The organism is Caballeronia sp. LZ029 (assembly GCF_031451275.1).
In the GTDB taxonomy this organism is placed as follows: domain Bacteria; phylum Pseudomonadota; class Gammaproteobacteria; order Burkholderiales; family Burkholderiaceae; genus Caballeronia; species Caballeronia jiangsuensis.
The window spans coordinates 279,330-299,034 of record NZ_JARUXO010000004.1 but is presented as its reverse complement, the minus strand read 5'-3'; the positions used below and the strand labels follow the sequence as shown (position 1 = coordinate 299,034).

Genomic DNA, 19,705 nt, shown 5'->3' with positions numbered 1-19,705 from the left:
TATACGCGACGAATTGTGTAGGCATCCTTATATGATCTGATTTTGCGAATGCGGAGCTACATCTTGACGACTCGTACTCCACGCATCGCATACGATTCTGCTATTACGGAAGTCTCAATAAGCTCCCGCTGACTATCACGGCCCCGCTAGTTACAAGCCGGGCTATTGCAAGCCCGACCCGAGCTTCGGCGTCTCCTGGCGTGCGCGACATGCCAATCAACCGGCACACAGATTTTGCGACGTCCGAGCTTGGCGCACTGCCCATTTCTTCAAGCACGTGAAGCACGCCATTAGCCAGTTCCTCGACGCAAACATCATCGACTTTCCGGCGTGACGTGTCCTCATCCGATGCCCCACGAAAGACGGTCCACTCTGCGGGACTCACATTGGCTGGCCAGTAAAACGTCGCCGTTCCGTCCGATGTTCGACCTTGCTCGCGCGGCGTCAATGTTCGCAGACGACTGACGATTCGCGTACCCGTTCGCTCCAAACCCCATGCTCTCGCGACCCTGCGATGAAGGACGTTTTCGTGGATCGGCCCTTCTGCTTCGATAACCTCAACGAGTTGCTCCGTCAGCTTCCGACCGTGCGCGAGGTCGTAAAAGTCTTCCGGACTGCCCCCCGTCGGGATCATGACCTTGTACTTGGGTAGAGATACCTCAATGTCCTTTGCAACGAGGAGCTGAGGATCGCTATCGCCCATTACTGAAACCGCTGTTTCCGGGAATGACTCAACTGCCGGTGTTTCCTGGTTGGCATCATCATCAAGCAACGCGTTCAAGCGAGCGAGCAACTTCTGAATCTCTACGTTGGGACTCAACCACCAGTCGGTGGACCAGATCCTGTGCAGGCGCCATCCCAGTCCTTCGAGCACAACCTGACGAAGGCGGTCGCGATCACGCGCAGTCGCACCCGAGTGATAGGCTCTACCGTCGCACTCGATCCCGATGAGATAACGGCCCGGCGCACGTGGATCGACAACGCCAATGTCGATGCGATATCCGGAACAGCCTACCTGAGGATGAACCATCCAGTTGTGGTCACGCAGGGCCCTGATGACCTGGCTCTCGAACGGACTGTCCGGCTCCATCCCGGTGGGCAACGATTGCTCCAAAAGCGCTTTCGGCCCCTTCAGTGCGAACTCCAGGTAGTGCTTCAGGTCGCGCACGCCCGCGGCCCTCACGCGGGAAAGATCGATCTGTTCCGGTCGAAGCGTGCTGAAAATGACCACTCTTTCGCGTGCGCGGGAGATCGCCACGTTGAGCCGTCGCTGACCACCCTCACTGTTGAGTGGCCCGAAGTTCATGGTGATTTTCCCCGCTGCGTCCGCACCATAAGTAATCGAGAAGAAAATGACGTCGCGTTCATCGCCCTGGACGTTCTCGAGGTTCTTGACGAACAATGGCTCGCGCTCGCGCGGCTGGGCAGAAATCGCCTTGTCAAGCGCGGCATTGGCTCTGCGACGCGCGTCGAGCAGCGACTCGATGAGCGCCTGCTGCGGCTGGTTGAATGTGACGACGCCCAAGGTCAGATGCTGCTTATCCCGATCCAGATAGTGTTGTTCGATTCCGCGCACGATCGCCTCGGCTTCTGCCCGGTTTGTCCGACTTCCACCTCGGTCGTACATGCCCGCTACCTGCTCGAGACGCACCGCAACATCATCCGTTACCGGAGACGGAAACGTGATGAGCTGCGAGTCGTAATACGTAACGTTGCTGAAGGTGATCAGGCTCTCATGCCGGCTACGGTAATGCCACTGGAGCCGCTGACGATTCATCCCTGCGCCCAGACATTCGTCCAGAATGCTTTCGAGGTCTTCGATTTGCGCATCGTCGCCGCCATTGTCGTCAGATTCCGTCGACTTGCTGAAGAAGCTCGTGGGCGGTAGTTGTTTCGTATCTCCGACGACGACCAGTTGCTTGCCGCGCGCGATCGCACCGACGGCATCCCACACGGGAATCTGGGAAGCCTCATCGAAAACGACGGCGTCGAACTGTGCGTGGCCCGCGTCCAGATACTGAGCGACAGAGAGTGGCGACATCAAAAGGCACGGCTTTAGCTTGGGAAGCAGGCTCGGAAGCCCATGCATCAGTTGTCGGACTGGCGCATGGCGCGTCTTCTTTTGCAGTTCCCTCCGCAACAGTCCCAATTCGCTATCGCCGCTCACTACCATGCCTTTGGCGGCAGGCACCTTGCCCGCAAGCATCGCAACGAGGTATTGGGATGTCAGACGCTGAAATCGCTCATCAGACTGACGGAACTCACGAATCTTCCGTTCGTGGTCGGCGCTGGAGAAGGTACGCAGAACGGAATCTTTGTCGATGACCTTCTTCACCCACCAACTCTGGTAGCTGAACTCAAAGTGCTTCTCGACCTGATCCAGCGGCACGCGGCCGCCTTCCAGCGAAGTCACGACGCCCTGCAACCCCAGATGAATCGCCTGCTCCCGGGCCTGCCGCCACAGGCACCAGGACTTGAACTGGCTCGTCGCGCGTTGCCAACCCGCAGTTACGCCGAGCATGCGCTCAAGCGCACCCTCCAGGTCGGATGGGCCTGGTAACGGTACGGTCGGTTCGGCCAGTGCTTCCAGCACCGACAGTCTGGAACGTACTTCGCGCCACGCATCGCGATACGCAACCAGTGATTTGCTCAACGGGCCTCCGGATTGCAACAATGCGCGGTTTTCAACGACCAGATTTTGAAAACGGGTTCGCAGTTCCCCTGCCGCGACCGGATCGCGAGCAGCGAGGGTGACCGCATCCGAGAATCGTTGCGCCCATTGCTCGCATCGCAGCACCTGGTCCCAATCCGTCTTCACGCCATTGAACGTATCCTGCAGCACGCGTTCCGCGTTGGCTTTCAAAGCGAGCATCTGCTCGTCCTCGGCATTGAGGACTGCAAGATGGGGCAACATGTCTCCGATCGCTTCCTCCGTCGGACGTGTGCCGGTCGTGCTGTAGCTCGCAAGCCGCGTGCGAATGGCGCGCTTTTTGATCGCTGACTTGGGCCACCACGTGCTCACGGCTTGCGTCCACTCCTTTTTGAGCGACTCTGCGCTGTTCTCCGAGATCCGCTCCGTCCATGTCGTCTTGAGATTGCTCCACGACTCGTTACGCGCTTTCCCATGCCGGGCAAGCCGTTGCAGTTGGGCCCTGACTTCAGCGTCGTAAGCATGAGCAGCAATGCCTTGAGGCACCTGGGGCACACCCAGAAGAACGTCTGCCAAACGGTCGACCTTCTCGTATCCGTCCACGCTTAGACCGGAAACCGGAATTCCCAGGCCGCTCTCCGCCTCGGCCGCACTGCTTTTGAATGCTTGTATGGCCTGTTCGAGGGACCGCGTAGTCGCCAGGAGTTCGTCCTGCCAGGTCGGGCTCCACTCGGTCTTCCCAATATGCTCGAGCGGATGGCCATGCGGCACGACGAGCGCTCCGGAAAGCGTAGCCATCCGTCTCGACGTTTCTCGCAGGCTGTCAAGAGATTTATGGTCATGCGCGGATGCATCCGCCCAAGGCATCAGTGACGCTTCCTCGCCGGCCTGTTCAATACAGGTTCCGATAGCCTGATAAACGGTAAGCCCATTGGAATGCTGACGATGCAGTGCGTCGACCAGACCGTTCAACTCCTGTCGCAACTGACCCAGACGTTCGGCTTCCCTGCTCCAGTCATCGCTTGTGCGCTGGCCGCTCAAATCGAGTGCTTTGCCGAGTTGCTGCAAGACTTCCGACTTGCGTGCTTTGGACGAATGCAGTTCAAGGCAAAACGGCCCCAGACCGACCGATTCCAGCCGGCGATGCACGACTTCCAAAGCGGCCATCTTCTCGGATACGAACAGGACCGTCTTGCCCTTGGCCAGTAAATGAGCAATCAGGTTTGTGATCGTTTGGCTTTTACCCGTACCGGGAGGGCCCTCGAGCACAAGATCACGCCCGGCGTCGACCACACAGACGGCCTTTAGCTGCGACGAGTCGGACAGCATTGGCGTAAACAGGTCTTGAGGCTTGTGCGTTTCGTCCAGCCTCTCGTAACGTTCGCCGCCCTCCTCTTTCTCGAATGCTTGCCCGGGATTATCGATGAGATGTCGAACTACGCGATTCGCCTTGAGTTGCTCCGTCCGGTCCTGGAGATCCTTCCACATCAAATACTTGGTGAACGAGAAAATGCCCAGGTGGGCCTGCTCGACGACCTCCCACTTGGGGATCTCGCGAACGGCCAGGCGAAACGCCTGCAGCACCCTTTCGACGTCCACGCCCTTCTCGTCCATCGGCATGATGTCCAGCCCCGGAATGCGCAACTCGAAGTTCGAGCGCAGCATCTGCAACAGCGTGGGGTTGATGATCGTCTCATCATCGTGACGACTGAGCCGGAAGCCGCTTCTGACCGACTGGCGCTGCAGCGTCACGGGAACCAGAATGATGGGCGCTTGATGCGTGCTCTCGGCACTCTCCGTTTCCGTCCAGCGCAGCATGCCCAAAGCGAGATAGAGCGTGTTTGCGCCGCCCTCCTCCAGACCGGTCCGTGCAGCACTGAAGATACTCAGAAGGTTGCCGTCCAGGTTCTCCTGTGGCATCCGCGCGATCAACTCTTTGTTGTCCAGAGCGCTGAGCGCCACGTCGTCGAGAGGTTGACGTCCACTTCGATTGACATGGACTTCAGCCATGCGGGGATCATTCCCCTCCATCAAAGTCGGCAACGGCCGGACGCGGAAGTCGAGGCCTTCGGCGATGGCGTCTTCGAGCCTGCCCAGATCCGGGGCAACCAGCGCGAGCGTGGATTTGGTCGACTTGAAGTTGAGAAGCCGGTTACGCAGCGTCAGATCCAGCAAGCGCGATTTCCACTTCGAAAGACGCCCTTCCGGCGTCTCGTCACCCGTCATATCGAGCGGCGTAAGAAACTCCGGGTCAAGAGGCGGGAGGACCGGCGCCGGTTCGATGCCCGCTGGCATATCCGCGTCGTCAGTCGCGGATTGCTTCAGACCTGCGACCCGGGAGGGCAATGGCCTGATTTGCAGTTCACGCGAACGATGAATATCGACCGCGTAGCGAAAAGTGCCTTCTTCGAGCAGGTGCGCGGCGCCTTGTTCCAGGGCAACGCGCAGCGACGGGCGACGGCTCGAGTGTTGGGCAACCGCAGTGGCTTCGAATACGAGAAACTCGCCGCTATCCACGCGCTTTCGGGCCGCCTGAACATCGTCGGTGAGAGGGTCCGGGAAACAAGCCTGGTGAAGCCATACACCTATCCAGGCGTGGCCGTCCTTGATCAAGACGACGGGACGTAGACCGGCCTGCTCCAGGCAGGACGAGAAAAGCATCGCGAGGTCAAGGCAAGTGGCCACCCTTCCTTTGAGGACACGATCCGGGGTTCGAATTTTCTGACCATCTACGCCAAAGGAAGCCGGCGGTTCGGCGTATTGCAGATTCTCTGCAGCGAGCGTGCTGTAAATTGCGGAAATCTGCTTCCACACCACGTCGCGACTCTTCGACTGATACCCGTTCATCGACAGATCGCGATTCTGCTCGCGAAGCAACTTCGACGCCTTTCCAATGAGGATGTCGACCGCCGGGTTGTTCGGCATCGAGAAGCACGCGAGCAACTCGGGCATTGCGCGCGCACCGGCCCATTGGTCGTAGGCCAGAATCTCGATGGATTGACTTACCCGTGCAAGCTCTATATCGCCTGTCTGTGCGATCACCGTGACCGCGGCAGTTACTGCCTCCGGAAGGACAGCGAGATAACCATGATCGGGTAGCAGATCTAAAGGGGATATGCGCCTGCTTTCACCCGGCGCGAGCCTTGCAAAACGAAGTTTCGCGCCTTGCGCGAAGCCAGGATTGCAGCTGACCAGAACCTCCAGTTCCTCGATATGTTCACTGCTGCGGTTTGTTACGCGCAAGGCACGGACTATGGGCACGGAATTCTGAATAGACGCGTAGCCAAGCGTTGGGTCGGCCTCGATCTCCAGAAGCAGCGGGGCAAGCGTCTTTTCCTCGGCGGTTCCGGATTCGACGTCCGGTTCTTTTTGGATGTCCATCGTATTTGCGTTCTTTTTAAATCGTTCTCGGGTTTCGAACACAAGAATACGCCAGATTGACCATTAGTCGGGAAAAGCAAAATCGCATATTTCGTTGCATTGAATGGCGGAATGTTGCAAGCCGTCTGGCCAGCATGCAACGTCGCCAGCGTTACAAGCGAATGCGTGATCACGCCCGCGCAGGGCCCGGCGGCGGGGTGACATTCAGGATCTGACGAGTAAATTCCGAGCGGCACGATCAGCGTGCCTGCGGCCTACCCAGAGCACCACCGCCATGGCGGTCCTTATTCGTTCCTCACGTCCCACACACCGGCGGCCGATAACCCGGAATCTGCCGCAACGCACGATCGCAAGCCGCCGATAGCGCCGCCAGCCGCTCCACATTTGCGCGCATGTCGACTTGCGTCTGCGTGATCGTCTCGCGAAGTCTTTCGAGACGCGGCATGATGCCCTCCGCAATCACGCTGCGCTCAGCCTCTTCACCAAGACACGCTTGCGCATCCTCGCGCGCTTCGTGCAGCTCCATCACCGAAACCTTGTTCTGTGCGAGAAGACGCGCATAAGCTTGCGCCAATTCACCAAGACCCATCGATTGCATTCGCGCGACGAAATCCCGCGTCGATCGATAGGCGAGCTCGCCCGCGTCATAGGCCATGAATTGAGTGTCGAGGATGGAGAGCGAGAGACGTCCTTCGGGGGTTTCGAATTCGAGCTTGGTCGGCATGATCCGGATTACGTGATTTGGGATGCCCGAATTCTATGAACCCGGCCGTCATGCGGCTTTCGGAAGACGGCGAAAGTCATGGCGAAGACATGCAATGCAACGTTGCGACACACAGGCGCGCAACGAACCGACTATTCAATAATCCGAAACGATAACGGCTTGTCGCACCGCAATCGGATACGTCTCGCCCGACAAGACTTAATTAGCCGTTACACGAACCGCATCGCGAATAACGCATTTTCACCTTGAAAAGATGTATTCCCTATACCAACAATAAAGTCATCCTTCGTGCTGGCCGTTCCCACATTGCCAAGCGAGATCCGAAGCGCCCCATGGATGAGAAAAACGAAATACGCCAATCCGAAGAGTTGCGCAGCTTTCTGTTTCTGACCGTCGTGATGGTTCCCGTGCTCACGGTCATGATCATTGCCGCTTATGGATTCGCGGTCTGGTTCTATCAGATGCTGGTTGGCGGCCCGCCGCATCATTAACGAGCGTCGCGATTATTTCAATTAAATGAAGCTCAAGCTCGTCGACAGCAGTCATCGTTTCGACGATAAGACGGACCAGTCTTGCGAATATCACATTGCCGGAGTCGTTGTATACGCGCGGATAGAAGCCTTGGCACGCGTCACGCAGGCGCTCGCCGCATTGCCCGGCGCACAGGTCCACGGATCGAGTGCCGAAGGCAGGATCGTGCTCACGCTCGAAGCGGACCGCTCATCCCATGTCGCCGATCAATTGCACGCGGCGCAGTCGATACCCGATGTCGTGAGCATCGCGCTCGTCTATCAGCATCACGAACACGCCGATTCGCTGAACGAGGAAATCCCCGATGAAACTGACTCGTCGCGCGTTCATTAAGCAGACCGCCGCCACCACGGCCGCCGCGTCCGCGGGCATCACGCTGCCCGGCATGGAGGCCGTCGCACAGAGCGACGACATCGCGTGGTCCAAGGCGCCCTGCCGCTTCTGCGGCACGGGATGCGGCGTGCTCGTCGGCGTGAAGGGCAATCAGGTGGTCGCGACGCAGGCGGACCCGCAAGCCGAAGTCAATCGCGGGCTCAACTGCGTGAAGGGCTACTTCCTCTCGAAGATCATGTACGGCCAGGATCGCCTGACCACGCCGCTCATGCGCATGAAGAACGGCAAGTTCGACAAGAGCGGCGAGTTCCAGCCCGTCTCGTGGGACGTCGCGTTCGATACGATGGCCGACCAGTTCAAGCGTGTGCTGAAGGAAAAAGGCCCGACCGCCGTCGGCATGTTCGGCTCCGGGCAATGGACCGTGTGGGAAGGCTACGCAGCCGTCAAGCTGATGAAAGCGGGCTTTCGCAGCAACAACCTCGACCCCAACGCACGGCACTGCATGGCCTCGGCCGTGACGGGCTTCATGCGCACCTTCGGCATGGACGAGCCGATGGGCTGCTACGACGACATCGAAGCAACCGATGCCTTCGTGCTGTGGGGCTCCAACATGGCGGAGATGCATCCGGTGCTGTGGACGCGCGTGACGGCGCGGCGGCTGTCGAACCAGAACGTGCGCGTCGTCGTTCTCTCGACGTTCGAGCATCGTTCGTTCGATCTCGCCGACGAGACCATCATCTTCACGCCGCAATCCGATCTCGCGATCATGAACTACATCGCGAACTACATCATCAAGAACGGCAAGGTGAACCGGGCGTTCGTCGACAAGCACACGAATTTCAGGAAGGGCAACACGGATATCGGCTACGGGCTGCGTCCCGAGAATCCGCTGCAAAAGGCGGCGAAGAACGCCGGCGATCCGAACGGCTCGCAGCCGATCAGCTTCGACGAGTTCGCGCAGTTCGTCTCGCGCTACGACGCGGCCTATGTCACGAAGCTCTCGGGCGTGCCGAAGAACAAGCTCGATCAGCTCGCGAAGCTGTACGCCGATCCGAAGACCAAGGTCGTGTCCTTCTGGACGATGGGCTTCAATCAGCACACGCGCGGCACGTGGGCCAACAACATGGTCTACAACCTGCATCTGCTGACGGGCAAGATCTCCACGCCCGGCAACAGTCCGTTCTCGCTGACGGGACAGCCTTCGGCATGCGGCACGGCGCGCGAAGTCGGCACGTTCTCGCATCGGCTGCCCGCCGACATGGTCGTGACCAACCCGAAGCATCGCGAGGAAGCGGAGCACATCTGGAAGCTGCCCGAGGGAACGATTCCCGACAAGCCGGGCTTTCACGCCGTCCTGCAAAACCGCATGCTGCGCGACGGCAAGCTCAACGCCTACTGGGTGATGGTCAACAACAACATGCAGGCCGCCGCGAACATCAACAACGAGGCGTTGCCGGGGTATCGCAAGGAATCGAATTTCGTCGTCGTGTCGGATGTCTATCCGACGGTCACGGCCGTCGCCGCCGACCTGATCCTGCCGTCCGCGATGTGGGTCGAGAAAGAAGGCGCGTACGGCAACGCGGAGCGGCGCACGCAGTTCTGGCATCAACTGGTGCAGGCGCCCGCCGGCGCGCGTTCGGATCTCTGGCAGATCGTCGAGTTCTCGAAGCGCTTCAAGGTCGAGGAGGTCTGGCCCGCCGAACTCATCGCGAAGAAGCCGGAGTACAAGGGCAAGACGCTCTACGACATTCTTTATCGGAACGGCCAGGTCGACAAGTTTCCCGCATCGCAAGTGGACGCGAAGTATCGCAACAACGAAGCCGCGGCGTTCGGCTTCTACGTGCAGAAGGGTCTGTTCGAGGAGTACGCGAGTTTCGGGCGCGGCCACGGTCACGATCTCGCGCCGTTCGACATGTATCACCAGGCGCGCGGCATCCGCTGGCCGGTCGTCAACGGCAAGGAGACGCTCTGGCGCTACAAGGAAGGCTCTGATCCCTACGTCAAGGCCGGCGCCGACTGGCAGTTCTACGGCAATCCGGATGGCCGCGCCGTGATCTACGCGCTGCCCTACGAGCCGCCGCCCGAATCGCCGGACAAGGAATATCCGTTCTGGCTCGCGACGGGCCGCGTACTCGAACACTGGCATTCCGGGTCGATGACGCGCCGCGTGCCGGAGCTCTATCGCGCGTTTCCGAACGCCGTATGCTTCATGCATCCCGATGACGCGAAGGCGCTCGGCATCCGGCGCGGCGTGGAAGTGCGGGTGATATCGCGGCGCGGCGAGATGCGCACGCGCGTGGAGACGCGCGGCCGCGACAAGCCGCCGCGCGGGCTCGTGTTCGTGCCGTGGTTCGATGCGAGCCAGCTCATCAACAAGGTGACGCTCGACGCCACCGATCCGATCTCGTTCCAGACCGACTACAAGAAGTGCGCGGTCAGGATCGTGCGGGTCTAGGAGCACATGTCATGCGCACGCTGATCGCTCTCGTCATCGCATCGCTGCTCGCGCTCGCCGCGATCGCGATCGCGCAGCCCACCATCCCCAATCTGCCGTTCCACGACTCGCTGCGGGGCACGACGCCGATCGGCGAAGAGACCCGTGCGCCGCTCCTCGCGCCCACCGAAAACAAGGACGTGATACGCGGCCTCAACTACGCGCAGCAACCGCCGACGATCCCGCACAAGATCGACAATTATCAGCTCGACAAGAACGCGAATCGCTGTCTCGCGTGTCATGCGCGCAGCCGTGTCGAAGAGAGCGGCGCCGTGCCCGTCGCGGTATCGCATTACATGGACCGCGAAGGCATGGTGTCCGGGCATCTGTCACCGCGCCGCTATTTCTGCACGCAGTGCCACGTTCCGCAGGCGGATACGAAGCCGCTCGTCGGCAATACGTTCGTCGCTGTCGAAGACATCAAGCGGCAGCCGGCATCCAAGAACCAGAAACGATGAGCGATCGCCATGTGGGCACTGATCAAGCGCTACTGGATCACCATCCGAAGGCCGAGCCTGTATTACAGCCTCGGTTTTCTGACCCTGGGCGGCTTCGTCGCGGGCGTGATCTTCTGGGGCGCCTTCAATACCGCGATGGAACTCACCAACACCGAAGTCTTCTGCACCGGCTGTCACGAGATGCGCGACAACACCTATGCGGAGCTCAAGAACACGATCCACTTCAGCAATCGCACCGGCGTGCACGCCAAGTGCTCGGACTGCCATGTGCCGCACAACTGGACCGACAAGATCGCGCGCAAGATGCAGGCGTCGAAGGAAGTGTGGGCCAAGGTATTTGGCACGGTGAACACGCGCGAGAAGTTTCTCGACAAGCGGCTCGAACTCGCCGAGCACGAATGGACGCGCTTCAAGGCCAACGATTCGCTCGAATGCCGCAATTGCCACTCGTTCCAGTACATGGACTTCACGCGCCAGAGTCCGCGCGCGCAGGAGGCGCATCAGCGCTTCCTGGAGACGGGCGAGAAGACGTGCATCGATTGCCACAAGGGTATCGCGCATGAATTGCCGAACATGGTGAAGGCTCAGGAGATCGAGGACAGAAAGAAGAAGTAAGCGACGCTCGGCCACGCCTTCGAGGAGAGAGGAAACATCGATGCTCAGCGCCCGGCAACTCGACGTGATACGCGGCAGCCGCACCATCGTGGCCGGCGCGGATTTGTGTGTCGATAGCGGCGCGGCGCTCGTCATCCACGGTGCGAACGGAAGCGGCAAGAGCTCGCTGATCGCCGCGCTCGCGGGCCTGCTGCCGCTCGCGGCGGGACGCGTGTCGTGGCGCGGCATCGACGTGCGCGACGATCCTTCGCGCTTTCGCCGCGACTTGGCCTGGCTCGGCCATGCGGACGGCTTCAACGGTGAACTGACCGTCGCGGAGAATCTGCGTTTCGCCGCGTTGCTCGGCGCGAGCGCGGCCCACCGGAACGAGCGCGACGTGCTCGACCGCGCCGGCGTGCTGCCGCTCATGCACACGCGTCTCAACCGGCTCTCGCAAGGGCAGCGAAGGCGCGTCGCGCTCGCGCGTCTCGTGCTGTCAGGCAAGCCGCTCTGGCTGCTCGACGAACCCACCGACGCCATCGACGACAGCGGCGCGCTCTGGTTCGCCGCGTGCATCGACGATCATCTGCGGGAAGGCGGCACGCTCGTCGCGACGACGCATCGCCCGTTGCCCGTCGATGCCGCGCGCGCACGGCATCTGCATCTCGCGCGAGGCGCGGCATGATCGGGCTGACGCTTCAGGTGATTCGCCGTGAACTGCGCCTGAACTGGCGCTCGCGCACGCTGACGCTGTCGGTGCTGCTGTTCTTCGTATTGGCGTCGAGCCTCTTTCCGCTCGGCATCGGTCCCGATCCGAAGCTCCTGCACGCGATCGCGCCGGGCGTGCTGTGGGTCACGGCATTGTTCGCGGCGTTGCTTTCGGCGGGCCAGCTCTTCAGCAACGATTTCGCGAGCGGTGCGCTGGAGCAGATGCTGCTTTCGCCGCAGCCTCTCGCGGGCATCGTGTTCGGCAAGATCGCCGCGCACTGGCTCACGACGGGTCTCGCGCTCGTCGTGCTCGCGCCGGTCGTCGCGCTCGAATATGGGCTCGATGCGCGCACGATTCTCATGCTGATGGCCTCGCTCCTGATCGGCACGCCGCTGCTGTCGCTGATCGGTTCGATGGGCGCGGCGCTCACGCTCGGCGTGCGCGGCGGCAGCGTCGTGCTCGCTCTGTTGATCCTGCCGCTTTACGTGCCGGTGCTCGTGTTCGGCGTCGGCGTGGCCGATCCGGCGGCGAGCATCGCATGGTCGAACGCGAATTTCTCGCTGCTCGCGGCGGCCCTCTGTCTTGCGCTGTGGCTATGTCCGTGGGCGAGCGCCGCGGCGCTGCGCATATCGATGGAATAGCGCCATGAACTGGTTCCGCTATGCGTCTCCGCGCAACTTCGAACGCTTCGCCGTGCGCGCGGCGCCGTGGTTCGGCATCGCGTCCATTGTGTTGATCGCGACGGGGCTCGTCATCGGCCTCGCCATCGCGCCCGCCGATGCGCTGCAACGCGACATCTACCGCATCATGTTCGTGCACGTTCCCGCCGCGTGGATGTCGATGTTCATCTATCTCGTGATGGCCGCATACAGCGCGCTGCATCTCGCGATGAACACGCGCCTCTCCGCGATGATGGCGCGCGCGCTCGCCCCGACCGGCGCGCTCTTCACCGCGATCGCGCTGATTTCCGGCGCGCTGTGGGGCAAGCCGACGTGGGGCACGTGGTGGGTCTGGGACGCACGGCTCACGTCCGAGCTGATCCTGTTCTTCCTGTATGTGGGCTTTCTCGCGCTGCATGCCGCGATCGACGGCGCGCGCCGCGCGGATCGCGCGTGCTCGGTGCTCGCGCTGATCGGCGTCGTGAATATCCCGATCATCTATTTTTCCGTGCAGTGGTGGTACACGCTGCATCAGGGGCCATCGCTCGGCTTCGGCAGCGGCGTGTCGATGAGCGCGTCGATGGCATGGGGCATCGTCGTGATGAGCGCCGGATTCTGGTCGTACGCGATCGCGATATCGCTCGCGCGCGTGCGCGTCGTCATGCGCGCGGCGGATCGCGTGCCTGCGGGCGATGAACGTCCGTCGCGAATCGAGGAGCATGCCGCATGAGCACGTTCGAGGCCGTCATCGCGATGCTCGCCGCGAATCCGATTCTCTGCGCCGCGCTCGCGATCACTTTTCTGCTGATGGGCGCGGAAGCCTGGCTCGTGTTCCGCGCGCTGCGCGAACCGGCGTTACGCCGATGAGAGCGCGGCAGCGCCGCTTCGCGTTCATCGCGCTCGGCGTCGGGAGCGTCGCGCTCGCGTGCGCGTTCGTACTCGATGCGTTTCGCGCCAACGTCATGTTCTTCGTGAGCCCGAGCCAGATCGCCACGCACGAAGCGGCGCGCACACAGCGCTTCCGGCTCGGCGGACTCGTCGAACGCGGCTCGCTCGTGCGCGATCGCGATGGACGTGCCGTGCGCTTCGTCGTCACGGATGCGCGCGCATCGGTGGAGGTCACGTACGCGGGCGCGCTGCCCGATCTCTTCCGCGAAGGCAGCGGCGTCGTCGCGCAAGGCACGCTCGGCGCCGATGGCCGCTTTCACGCCGACGAAGTCCTCGCGAAGCACGACGAGAAGTACACGCCGCCGCAACTGGAACGCGCGCTGCGCGAAGTGCGTGCGGCAGCGGACACGAACCCGGGCGCGCGCCGATGATTCCCGAGCTCGGTCACTTCGCGCTGATTCTGGCGATGCTGCTCGCGCTCGTCGCGGGCATCGTGCCGATGCTCGGCGCACGATTCGGCATCGAACGATGGATGCGCGTCGCCGCGCCCGCCGCGTGCGGGCAGTTCGGCTTCGTCGCGATCGCGTTCGCCTGTCTCGCGGCGTCTTTTCTGCACGACGATTTCTCGGTGATCTATGTCGTCGAAAATTCCAATTCGGCGCTTCCGGCGATCTATCGCTTCACCGCCGTCTGGGGCGGCCATGAAGGCTCGCTGCTGCTCTGGGTGCTTCTGCTGACGCTCTGGATGATCGCCGTCGCCGCGTTCGGCTGCCGGCTGCCGCGGCCGTTCGTCGCCCGCGTGCTCGGCGTGATGAGCTGGATCGATGCGGGCTTCCTGCTGTTCATGCTGCTGACGTCGAATCCGTTCACACGCATCATGCCTCCCGCGATGAACGGCCGCGATCTCAATCCGCTTCTGCAGGACCCGGGCATGGTGATTCATCCGCCGTTGCTGTACATGGGCTATGTCGGCTTCTCGGTGGCTTTCGCATTCGCGATCGCGGCGCTCCTCGACGGCAGGCTCGATGCCGCGTGGGCGCGCGCATCGCGTGCCTGGACGCTCGCCGCATGGATGTTTCTCACGCTCGGCATCATGCTCGGCAGCGGCTGGGCGTACTACGAACTTGGCTGGGGCGGATGGTGGTTCTGGGACCCGGTCGAGAACGCGTCGTTCATGCCGTGGCTCGTCGGCACCGCGCTGGTTCATTCGCTCGCCGCCACCGCGAAGCGCGGCGCATTCCGCGCGTGGAGCGCGCTGCTCGCGATCTGCGCGTTCTCGCTGTCGCTGCTCGGCACCTTTCTCGTGCGCTCGGGCGTCGTGACATCGGTGCACGGATTCGCGTCCGATCCCGCGCGCGGCGTCTTCATCCTCGTGCTGCTCGCGCTTTTTTCGGGCGGCGGCCTCGCACTCTTCGCCTGGCGCGCGCCGCGCGCTGCATCGTCGACAGCGGGATTCGAGCCGGTGTCGCGCGAAGCGCTGTTGTTGTCGAACAATCTGCTGATGCTCGCGGCCGCCGCTTCGGTGATGCTCGGCACGCTCTATCCGATGATCCTCGACGCGCTCGGCCTCGACAAGATTTCCGTCGGCGCGCCCTACTTCGACAGCGTGTTCGTCCCGCTGATGGCGCCCGCCGTGTTCCTGATGGGCGTCGCGCCGCTCGCGCGCTGGAAAGCGGCCCGGCTGCCGGAGATCGCGGTGCGCCTGCGCTGGGCGGCGCTCGTGAGCGTCGTGTCGGCGTTTCTGCCGGGCGTGTCGCGCCCGCTCGTGAGCCTGGGCTTCCTGCTCGCCGCATGGACCTTCGCGACGATCGCGACGGGCATGTACCAGCGATTCGCCGGCGGCGCGCGCCGCGTGCGGCTCGCGACCATCGGCATGTGGCTCGCGCATGCGGGCGTCGGCGTGTTCATCGTCGGCGTGACGATGGTCAAGGGCTTTTCCATCGAACACGATGCGCGGCTCGCGCCCGGCGACAGCGTCGATATCGGCGGCTATCGCTTCCGTCTCGACGATGTTCGCGCGAGCGACGGCCCGAACTACCGCGCGACGCGCGCGACCATCGGCGTGACGCGCGATGGCCGCGCCATCGCCACGCTGCATCCGGAGAAGCGCGAGTTCATCGTCTCGAACACGCCGACGACCGAAGCGGCCATCGATCAAGGCGTGCTGCGCGATCTCTACGTCGCGCTCGATCAGCCGGCGGGCGGCAACGCGTGGACCGTGCGCATCCAGATCAAGCCGTTCGTGCGCTGGATCTGGGGCGGCTGCATTCTGATGGCGCTCGGCGGCCTGCTCGCGGCGGTGGACCGGCGTTACATGCGGCAGCGTGCGCCGCAATCCCGGCGCGCTGAGGCGACGCCTGCCGAAACGCCGCAAGCCCTCGGCGAGACCGGACGATGAAACGCTTCCTGATCCCGCTCGCCGTGCTGGGACTCCTGGTCGCGGTGCTGGCGGCGGGCCTGAGACACGATCCGCGCCGGCTGCCTTCGGCGCTGATCGGCAAGCCCGCGCCCGCGTTCGATCTGCCGCGCCTCGATACGTCCGGGCAGAAGATGTCGTCGGATGCGCTGCGCGGACAGGTGTGGATTCTGAACGTGTGGGCGTCGTGGTGCGAGGCGTGCCGCGACGAGCATCCCGTCCTTATGAACGTCGCGGCGAGCGGCGCGGTGCCGGTGTACGGCCTGAACTACAAGGACGAGCGCGCGCCCGCGTTGCAGTGGCTGGACACGGCGGGCAATCCGTATGTCGCTACGCTCGTCGATCGCGACGGCAGCACGGGCATCGACTATGGCGTGTATGGCGTGCCGGAAACGTTCGTGATCGATCGGGCGGGCGTCGTGCGATACCGGCAGGCCGGGCCGATCACCCGCGCGTCGCTGGAGCGCGTGATTCTGCCGCTCGTCGGCAAGTTGCAGAAGGAGAACGCTCGTGATTAGGCGGATCGCGTTGCTGCTCCTCACGCTCGTGGCGTGCGCTCATGCGCAGGAATCGCCCGTCGACGAGCGCGCGCGCCGTCTTGCCGAGCATTTTCGCTGCGTCGTGTGTCAGAACCAGAGTCTCGCCGATTCGAACGCGAGTCTCGCCGCCGATCTTCGCGCGCGCATTCGCGAGCAGGTGGAGCACGGCGCGAGCGACGAACAGATCGAGTCCTACATGGTGCGCCGCTATGGCGATTTCGTTCTCTACCGGCCGCCGGTGAAGCCGGTCACATGGGCGCTGTGGTTCGGACCGTTCGCGGTGCTGGCGGCGGGCGCGATCGCGATGGCGCGACATGTTCGACGCGCGCGCAATGCCCGGCGCGAGAGGAGTCTGTCTCCATGATGGCGTTCTGGCTGATCGTCGCCGCGATGTTGACGGGCGCGCTCGCGTGCGTGGTGCCGCCGCTGCTGCACGGGCAGGCTTCGGGGCGCGGGACGTCGCACGCGGCGCTCGCGGGCTTGCTGATCGCGCTCGTGCCGGCGTCGGCGCTGACGCTGTACATGCGCATCGGCGATCCCGCGGCGCTCGCGATTCAGGAGGCGGCGAGCGCACCGACCCGCGAACATGCGGACACGCCGGCATCGATGGAAGCGGCGGTCAGTCTTCTGGCTGCGCGATTGCAGCGAGATCCGAACGACGCGCAAGGCTGGTCGATGCTCGCGCGCTCTTACATGGTGCTCGATCGTCCCGGCGACGCGACCGAGGCGTACCGCCGCGCCGTCGCACTGAATCCGCGCGACGCGGAACTGCGCGCCGATTACGCCGACGCCATCGCAAGCGCGAACGACGGCAATCTCGACGGCGCGACGTCGAAGGTCATAGAATCCGCGCTCGCCATCGACGCGAATCAGCCGAAAGCGCTGGCGCTGGCGGCGTCGGCGGCATTCGACCGGCGCGATTTCGCGGGTGCGATCCGATACTGGGAGAGGTTGATGAATGTGCCGGATCTGGCGCCGGAGATTGCGCAACAGGCCCGGAAGAATATCGACGAAACGCGCGCGCTTGCCGCGAAGGGAGCGTCGGTGAATGTGCGTGTGAGTCTGAGCGACGAACTCGAAAAGCGCGTTCGTCCGACCGACACGGTTTTCGTCTACGCGCTCGCCAACGATGGTTCGCGCATGCCGCTCGCGGTGCAGCGCCTGAGCGTGAGTCAGTTGCCCGCGACCGTGCGTCTCGACGATTCCATGTCGATGACGCCGGGGCGTCGGCTGTCCGATTTCTCGCGTGTCAGTATCGATGCGCGCGTCTCGGCGTCGGGACAGGCGCGACCGACGTCGGGCGATATGACGGGGTCGAGCGGGGTCGTGTCGTTGGAGGGGGCCGGGGTTGTCGAGGTGAGGATCGGTGATGTGGTGCGGTGAGCGGGACGATCGCTTTTGATTTGTGAAGTCGTGAAGCGGGGCCAGTGGGTCACGTGACCCGCATCATCGTTGCCGAAACCGTACCGTGCGCCTAGAACTTCTGACGCAAACCGACCATGACAGCCGTCGTCGCCATGCCAGGCGCGACCGGCTGACCGTAAGCGATCGTCTGGGTCATCGTTCCTCTGTTGTTCACGTGCCCGACTTCTCCATACACCAACGTCGCCTTCGACAGGCTGTACTCGCCCCCCGCCGCGACTTCGATGGACTTGTTCGCCGAATTGTTGCGGTCCCTGAGGTAGTAGATGCCGCTCGTCACCCTGAACGCGGGCGTGAACAGATAGCCGAGGCCGAAGGTGTACATGTCGATGTTCACCTGATTCGAGCGCGCCGGGTTCTTGCCGTTGGTGTACGACGCCGATACCGAGAAGTCATGCAGCGTGTAGAACGCGCCGAGATAGAGGAGCCGATTGTTGGCGAGACCCGTCGGCACCGCGTTCGGACCGGGGTTGGTGTCGTGGCCGTTGTAATAGGCAGCCGCGAGTCGCAGTCCATAGTTCGCGTACTTCAGCACCGCCGACTCGCGCGTGTTGCCCTGAAAGCTCCCCGCGACGCCGCCGGGCGCGTATTCGAGCGAAGCCTTCACGCCGCCGAAGCTCGGCGATTCGTAGATAAGTGCGTTGCTGTCGTAGAGTGCGCCGATCGGCCCGTTGGTGCTTGTGCCCGTCCAGCCCCCCGCCTGGTTCATGCCGAGCCACGACGTGAGGATGCTTCCGAACCACCTGCCGCCGCGGACATCGGTCTCGCTCATCGCGATGGCGAGCGGCGCGATCTGGCGCCCGGCATTGAACGATCCGAACGGCCCCGATATGCCGACACTCGCGATCTGGTTGAATAGTCCCGTGACGCCCGGGGTATCGGTGATGCCGGCCTTGCCGGTGCCGGTATCGAAGGTTCCCTGAAGCTTGAAATTCGCGCGATAGCCGCCACCGAGATCTTCAGTGCCGGTCAAGCCGAAATTGCTCGAGTAAATGCCGGCGTCCTTGAAGCGATACAGCTTGCCCAGATTCTTCGATGCCGGATTGAACGATGCCGCCGATGTGCTTTGATACATCAACCCGGCATCGAGCACGCCATACAGCGTCACCGACGATTGTGCCTGTGCTGCGCTGCCGATTGCAACGCCTGCGGCCGCAGCCACCCATTTCAGATTCATCTCGTCTCCTTATATCTTTGTATTTGGATCAAACTTCATTAACGGCGTGCCGCGCTATCAGGAAGCCACGGCTTCGCACTCGCTCGTCGCCACTTCATACGAACGCTTGCGGTATGCGATCAGGTCGCGAATCGAGACGATCGGCAAGCCGTGCAGGCGTGCGAATCGAATCAACTGCGGCAAACGTGCCATGCTGCCGTCGTCGTTGACGATTTCCGCGAGCACGCCTCCGTCGCGCAGACCCGCCAGTCCGCACAGGTCCACCGTCGCCTCGGTGTGCCCCGGGCGACGCAGCACGCCGCCCGGCACCGAACGCAACGGGAACAGATGACCGGGCCGGTTGAAATCGGAGGCGCGGGCCTGCGGATCGACCAGCGCGCGAATCGTCGTTGCACGGTCGGCGGCCGAAATGCCGGTGGTCGTGCCGTGCCGGTAGTCGACCGTCACCGTGAACGCGGTTTGCATCGAATCGTTGCCGCGCGCGACCATCATCGGAATCTGCAGCGCGTCGAGCCGCTCGCCCGACAGCGCCACGCAGAGCACGCCGCTCGTCCAGCGCACCATGAAGGCAATCGCCTCCGGCGTCGCGAGTTCCGCGGCCATGATGAGATCGCCTTCGTTTTCGCGATCTTCGTCGTCCACCACCACGACGAGCGAGCCACGCCGGATGGCCGACAGCGCATCCTCGATCCGATCGATCGATCCTAGTTCTTCAATTTCCATCTCATGC

General features: G+C 62.7%; 18 protein-coding genes. 14 read left to right on the top strand and 4 right to left on the bottom strand.

All coding sequences use genetic code 11. The features are described from left to right. Positions 1-103: 103 nt before the first annotated feature. A complete protein-coding gene (locus QCE73_RS27305) occupies positions 104-6,031 on the bottom strand; it encodes a DUF3320 domain-containing protein (RefSeq protein ID WP_309884407.1) in 5,928 nt (1,975 codons plus the stop codon). 295 nt (positions 6,032-6,326) lie between these two features. Next, positions 6,327-6,755, bottom strand: a complete 429-nt coding sequence (locus tag QCE73_RS27300; RefSeq protein WP_309884406.1) for a hypothetical protein — start codon at positions 6,753-6,755, stop codon at positions 6,327-6,329. Between the two features lie 332 nt (positions 6,756-7,087). Here QCE73_RS27300 and napE point away from each other — a divergent pair, with 332 nt between their 5' ends. From napE to QCE73_RS27230, 14 genes are read left to right on the top strand one after another with little or no spacing between them, the layout of a single operon-like run. After that, a complete protein-coding gene (gene napE / locus QCE73_RS27295; RefSeq protein ID WP_035502476.1) occupies positions 7,088-7,246 on the top strand; it encodes a periplasmic nitrate reductase, NapE protein in 159 nt (52 codons plus the stop codon). Between the two features lie 25 nt (positions 7,247-7,271). Further along, entirely contained in the window at positions 7,272-7,619 is a 348-nt protein-coding gene (locus tag QCE73_RS27290; RefSeq protein WP_035502474.1) for a chaperone NapD, read from the top strand. Continuing rightward, positions 7,591-10,074 carry a periplasmic nitrate reductase subunit alpha gene (gene napA / locus QCE73_RS27285; RefSeq protein ID WP_309884405.1) on the top strand — a complete coding sequence of 828 codons (2,484 nt, stop codon included), beginning with the start codon at positions 7,591-7,593 and terminating at the stop codon, positions 10,072-10,074. Before QCE73_RS27290 ends, napA begins: the two co-directional genes overlap by 29 nt. A gap of 11 nt (positions 10,075-10,085) precedes the next feature. Continuing rightward, on the top strand, positions 10,086-10,571 hold the full coding sequence (locus QCE73_RS27280; protein ID WP_035502469.1) for a nitrate reductase cytochrome c-type subunit: 486 nt from the start codon (positions 10,086-10,088) through the stop codon (positions 10,569-10,571). Between the two features lie 9 nt (positions 10,572-10,580). Beyond that, entirely contained in the window at positions 10,581-11,186 is a 606-nt protein-coding gene (locus QCE73_RS27275; protein ID WP_284509012.1) for a NapC/NirT family cytochrome c, read from the top strand. A 40-nt stretch (positions 11,187-11,226) separates the two neighbouring features. Next, positions 11,227-11,850: a cytochrome c biogenesis heme-transporting ATPase CcmA gene (ccmA, locus tag QCE73_RS27270; protein ID WP_309884404.1), complete on the top strand. Its 624-nt coding sequence runs from the start codon at positions 11,227-11,229 to the stop codon at positions 11,848-11,850. After that, positions 11,847-12,515 carry a heme exporter protein CcmB gene (ccmB, locus tag QCE73_RS27265; RefSeq protein WP_035502462.1) on the top strand — a complete coding sequence of 223 codons (669 nt, stop codon included), beginning with the start codon at positions 11,847-11,849 and terminating at the stop codon, positions 12,513-12,515. Before ccmA ends, ccmB begins: the two co-directional genes overlap by 4 nt. Positions 12,516-12,519: 4 nt before the next feature. Then, positions 12,520-13,263, top strand: coding sequence for a heme ABC transporter permease CcmC (ccmC, locus tag QCE73_RS27260; RefSeq protein WP_309884403.1), 744 nt, complete (start codon positions 12,520-12,522; stop codon positions 13,261-13,263). Further along, positions 13,260-13,400, top strand: coding sequence for a hypothetical protein (locus QCE73_RS27255; protein ID WP_309884402.1), 141 nt, complete (start codon positions 13,260-13,262; stop codon positions 13,398-13,400). The genes ccmC and QCE73_RS27255 overlap by 4 nt, the downstream gene beginning before the upstream one ends. Then, a complete protein-coding gene (gene ccmE / locus QCE73_RS27250; protein ID WP_309884401.1) occupies positions 13,397-13,852 on the top strand; it encodes a cytochrome c maturation protein CcmE in 456 nt (151 codons plus the stop codon). Before QCE73_RS27255 ends, ccmE begins: the two co-directional genes overlap by 4 nt. Next, positions 13,849-15,819: a heme lyase CcmF/NrfE family subunit gene (locus QCE73_RS27245; protein ID WP_309884400.1), complete on the top strand. Its 1,971-nt coding sequence runs from the start codon at positions 13,849-13,851 to the stop codon at positions 15,817-15,819. The genes ccmE and QCE73_RS27245 overlap by 4 nt, the downstream gene beginning before the upstream one ends. Next, on the top strand, positions 15,816-16,355 hold the full coding sequence (locus QCE73_RS27240) for a DsbE family thiol:disulfide interchange protein (RefSeq protein ID WP_309884399.1): 540 nt from the start codon (positions 15,816-15,818) through the stop codon (positions 16,353-16,355). The genes QCE73_RS27245 and QCE73_RS27240 overlap by 4 nt, the downstream gene beginning before the upstream one ends. After that, positions 16,348-16,740 (top strand): cytochrome c-type biogenesis protein, encoded by a 393-nt coding sequence (locus QCE73_RS27235; protein ID WP_309884398.1) that lies wholly within the window; start codon positions 16,348-16,350, stop codon positions 16,738-16,740. Before QCE73_RS27240 ends, QCE73_RS27235 begins: the two co-directional genes overlap by 8 nt. Then, positions 16,737-17,759, top strand: coding sequence for a tetratricopeptide repeat protein (locus QCE73_RS27230; RefSeq protein ID WP_309884397.1), 1,023 nt, complete (start codon positions 16,737-16,739; stop codon positions 17,757-17,759). The genes QCE73_RS27235 and QCE73_RS27230 overlap by 4 nt, the downstream gene beginning before the upstream one ends. Positions 17,760-17,850: 91 nt before the next feature. Here QCE73_RS27230 and QCE73_RS27225 read toward each other — a convergent pair whose 3' ends face one another. Both QCE73_RS27225 and ribB read right to left on the bottom strand, forming a co-directional pair. Beyond that, entirely contained in the window at positions 17,851-18,975 is a 1,125-nt protein-coding gene (locus QCE73_RS27225; protein WP_309884396.1) for a porin, read from the bottom strand. Positions 18,976-19,032: 57 nt separating this feature from the next. Further along, complete coding sequence (gene ribB, locus QCE73_RS27220) at positions 19,033-19,698, bottom strand: 3,4-dihydroxy-2-butanone-4-phosphate synthase (protein WP_309884395.1); 666 nt, start codon at positions 19,696-19,698, stop codon at positions 19,033-19,035. Between the last annotated feature and the right edge of the window lie 7 nt (positions 19,699-19,705).

Coding starts and splice junctions, on each gene's coding strand:
- QCE73_RS27290 (WP_035502474.1), top strand. CDS start 7,272: ATGAAGCTCAAGCTCGTCGACAGCAGTCATCGTTTCGACGATAAGACG.
- QCE73_RS27240 (WP_309884399.1), top strand. CDS start 15,816: ATGAAACGCTTCCTGATCCCGCTCGCCGTGCTGGGACTCCTGGTCGCG.
- ccmB (WP_035502462.1), top strand. CDS start 11,847: ATGATCGGGCTGACGCTTCAGGTGATTCGCCGTGAACTGCGCCTGAAC.
- QCE73_RS27245 (WP_309884400.1), top strand. CDS start 13,849: ATGATTCCCGAGCTCGGTCACTTCGCGCTGATTCTGGCGATGCTGCTC.
- ccmC (WP_309884403.1), top strand. CDS start 12,520: ATGAACTGGTTCCGCTATGCGTCTCCGCGCAACTTCGAACGCTTCGCC.
- napE (WP_035502476.1), top strand. CDS start 7,088: ATGGATGAGAAAAACGAAATACGCCAATCCGAAGAGTTGCGCAGCTTT.
- napA (WP_309884405.1), top strand. CDS start 7,591: ATGAAACTGACTCGTCGCGCGTTCATTAAGCAGACCGCCGCCACCACG.
- QCE73_RS27225 (WP_309884396.1), bottom strand. CDS start 18,975: ATGAATCTGAAATGGGTGGCTGCGGCCGCAGGCGTTGCAATCGGCAGC.
- ribB (WP_309884395.1), bottom strand. CDS start 19,698: ATGGAAATTGAAGAACTAGGATCGATCGATCGGATCGAGGATGCGCTG.
- QCE73_RS27305 (WP_309884407.1), bottom strand. CDS start 6,031: ATGGACATCCAAAAAGAACCGGACGTCGAATCCGGAACCGCCGAGGAA.
- QCE73_RS27255 (WP_309884402.1), top strand. CDS start 13,260: ATGAGCACGTTCGAGGCCGTCATCGCGATGCTCGCCGCGAATCCGATT.
- ccmA (WP_309884404.1), top strand. CDS start 11,227: ATGCTCAGCGCCCGGCAACTCGACGTGATACGCGGCAGCCGCACCATC.
- QCE73_RS27280 (WP_035502469.1), top strand. CDS start 10,086: ATGCGCACGCTGATCGCTCTCGTCATCGCATCGCTGCTCGCGCTCGCC.
- ccmE (WP_309884401.1), top strand. CDS start 13,397: ATGAGAGCGCGGCAGCGCCGCTTCGCGTTCATCGCGCTCGGCGTCGGG.
- QCE73_RS27300 (WP_309884406.1), bottom strand. CDS start 6,755: ATGCCGACCAAGCTCGAATTCGAAACCCCCGAAGGACGTCTCTCGCTC.
- QCE73_RS27275 (WP_284509012.1), top strand. CDS start 10,581: ATGTGGGCACTGATCAAGCGCTACTGGATCACCATCCGAAGGCCGAGC.
- QCE73_RS27230 (WP_309884397.1), top strand. CDS start 16,737: ATGATGGCGTTCTGGCTGATCGTCGCCGCGATGTTGACGGGCGCGCTC.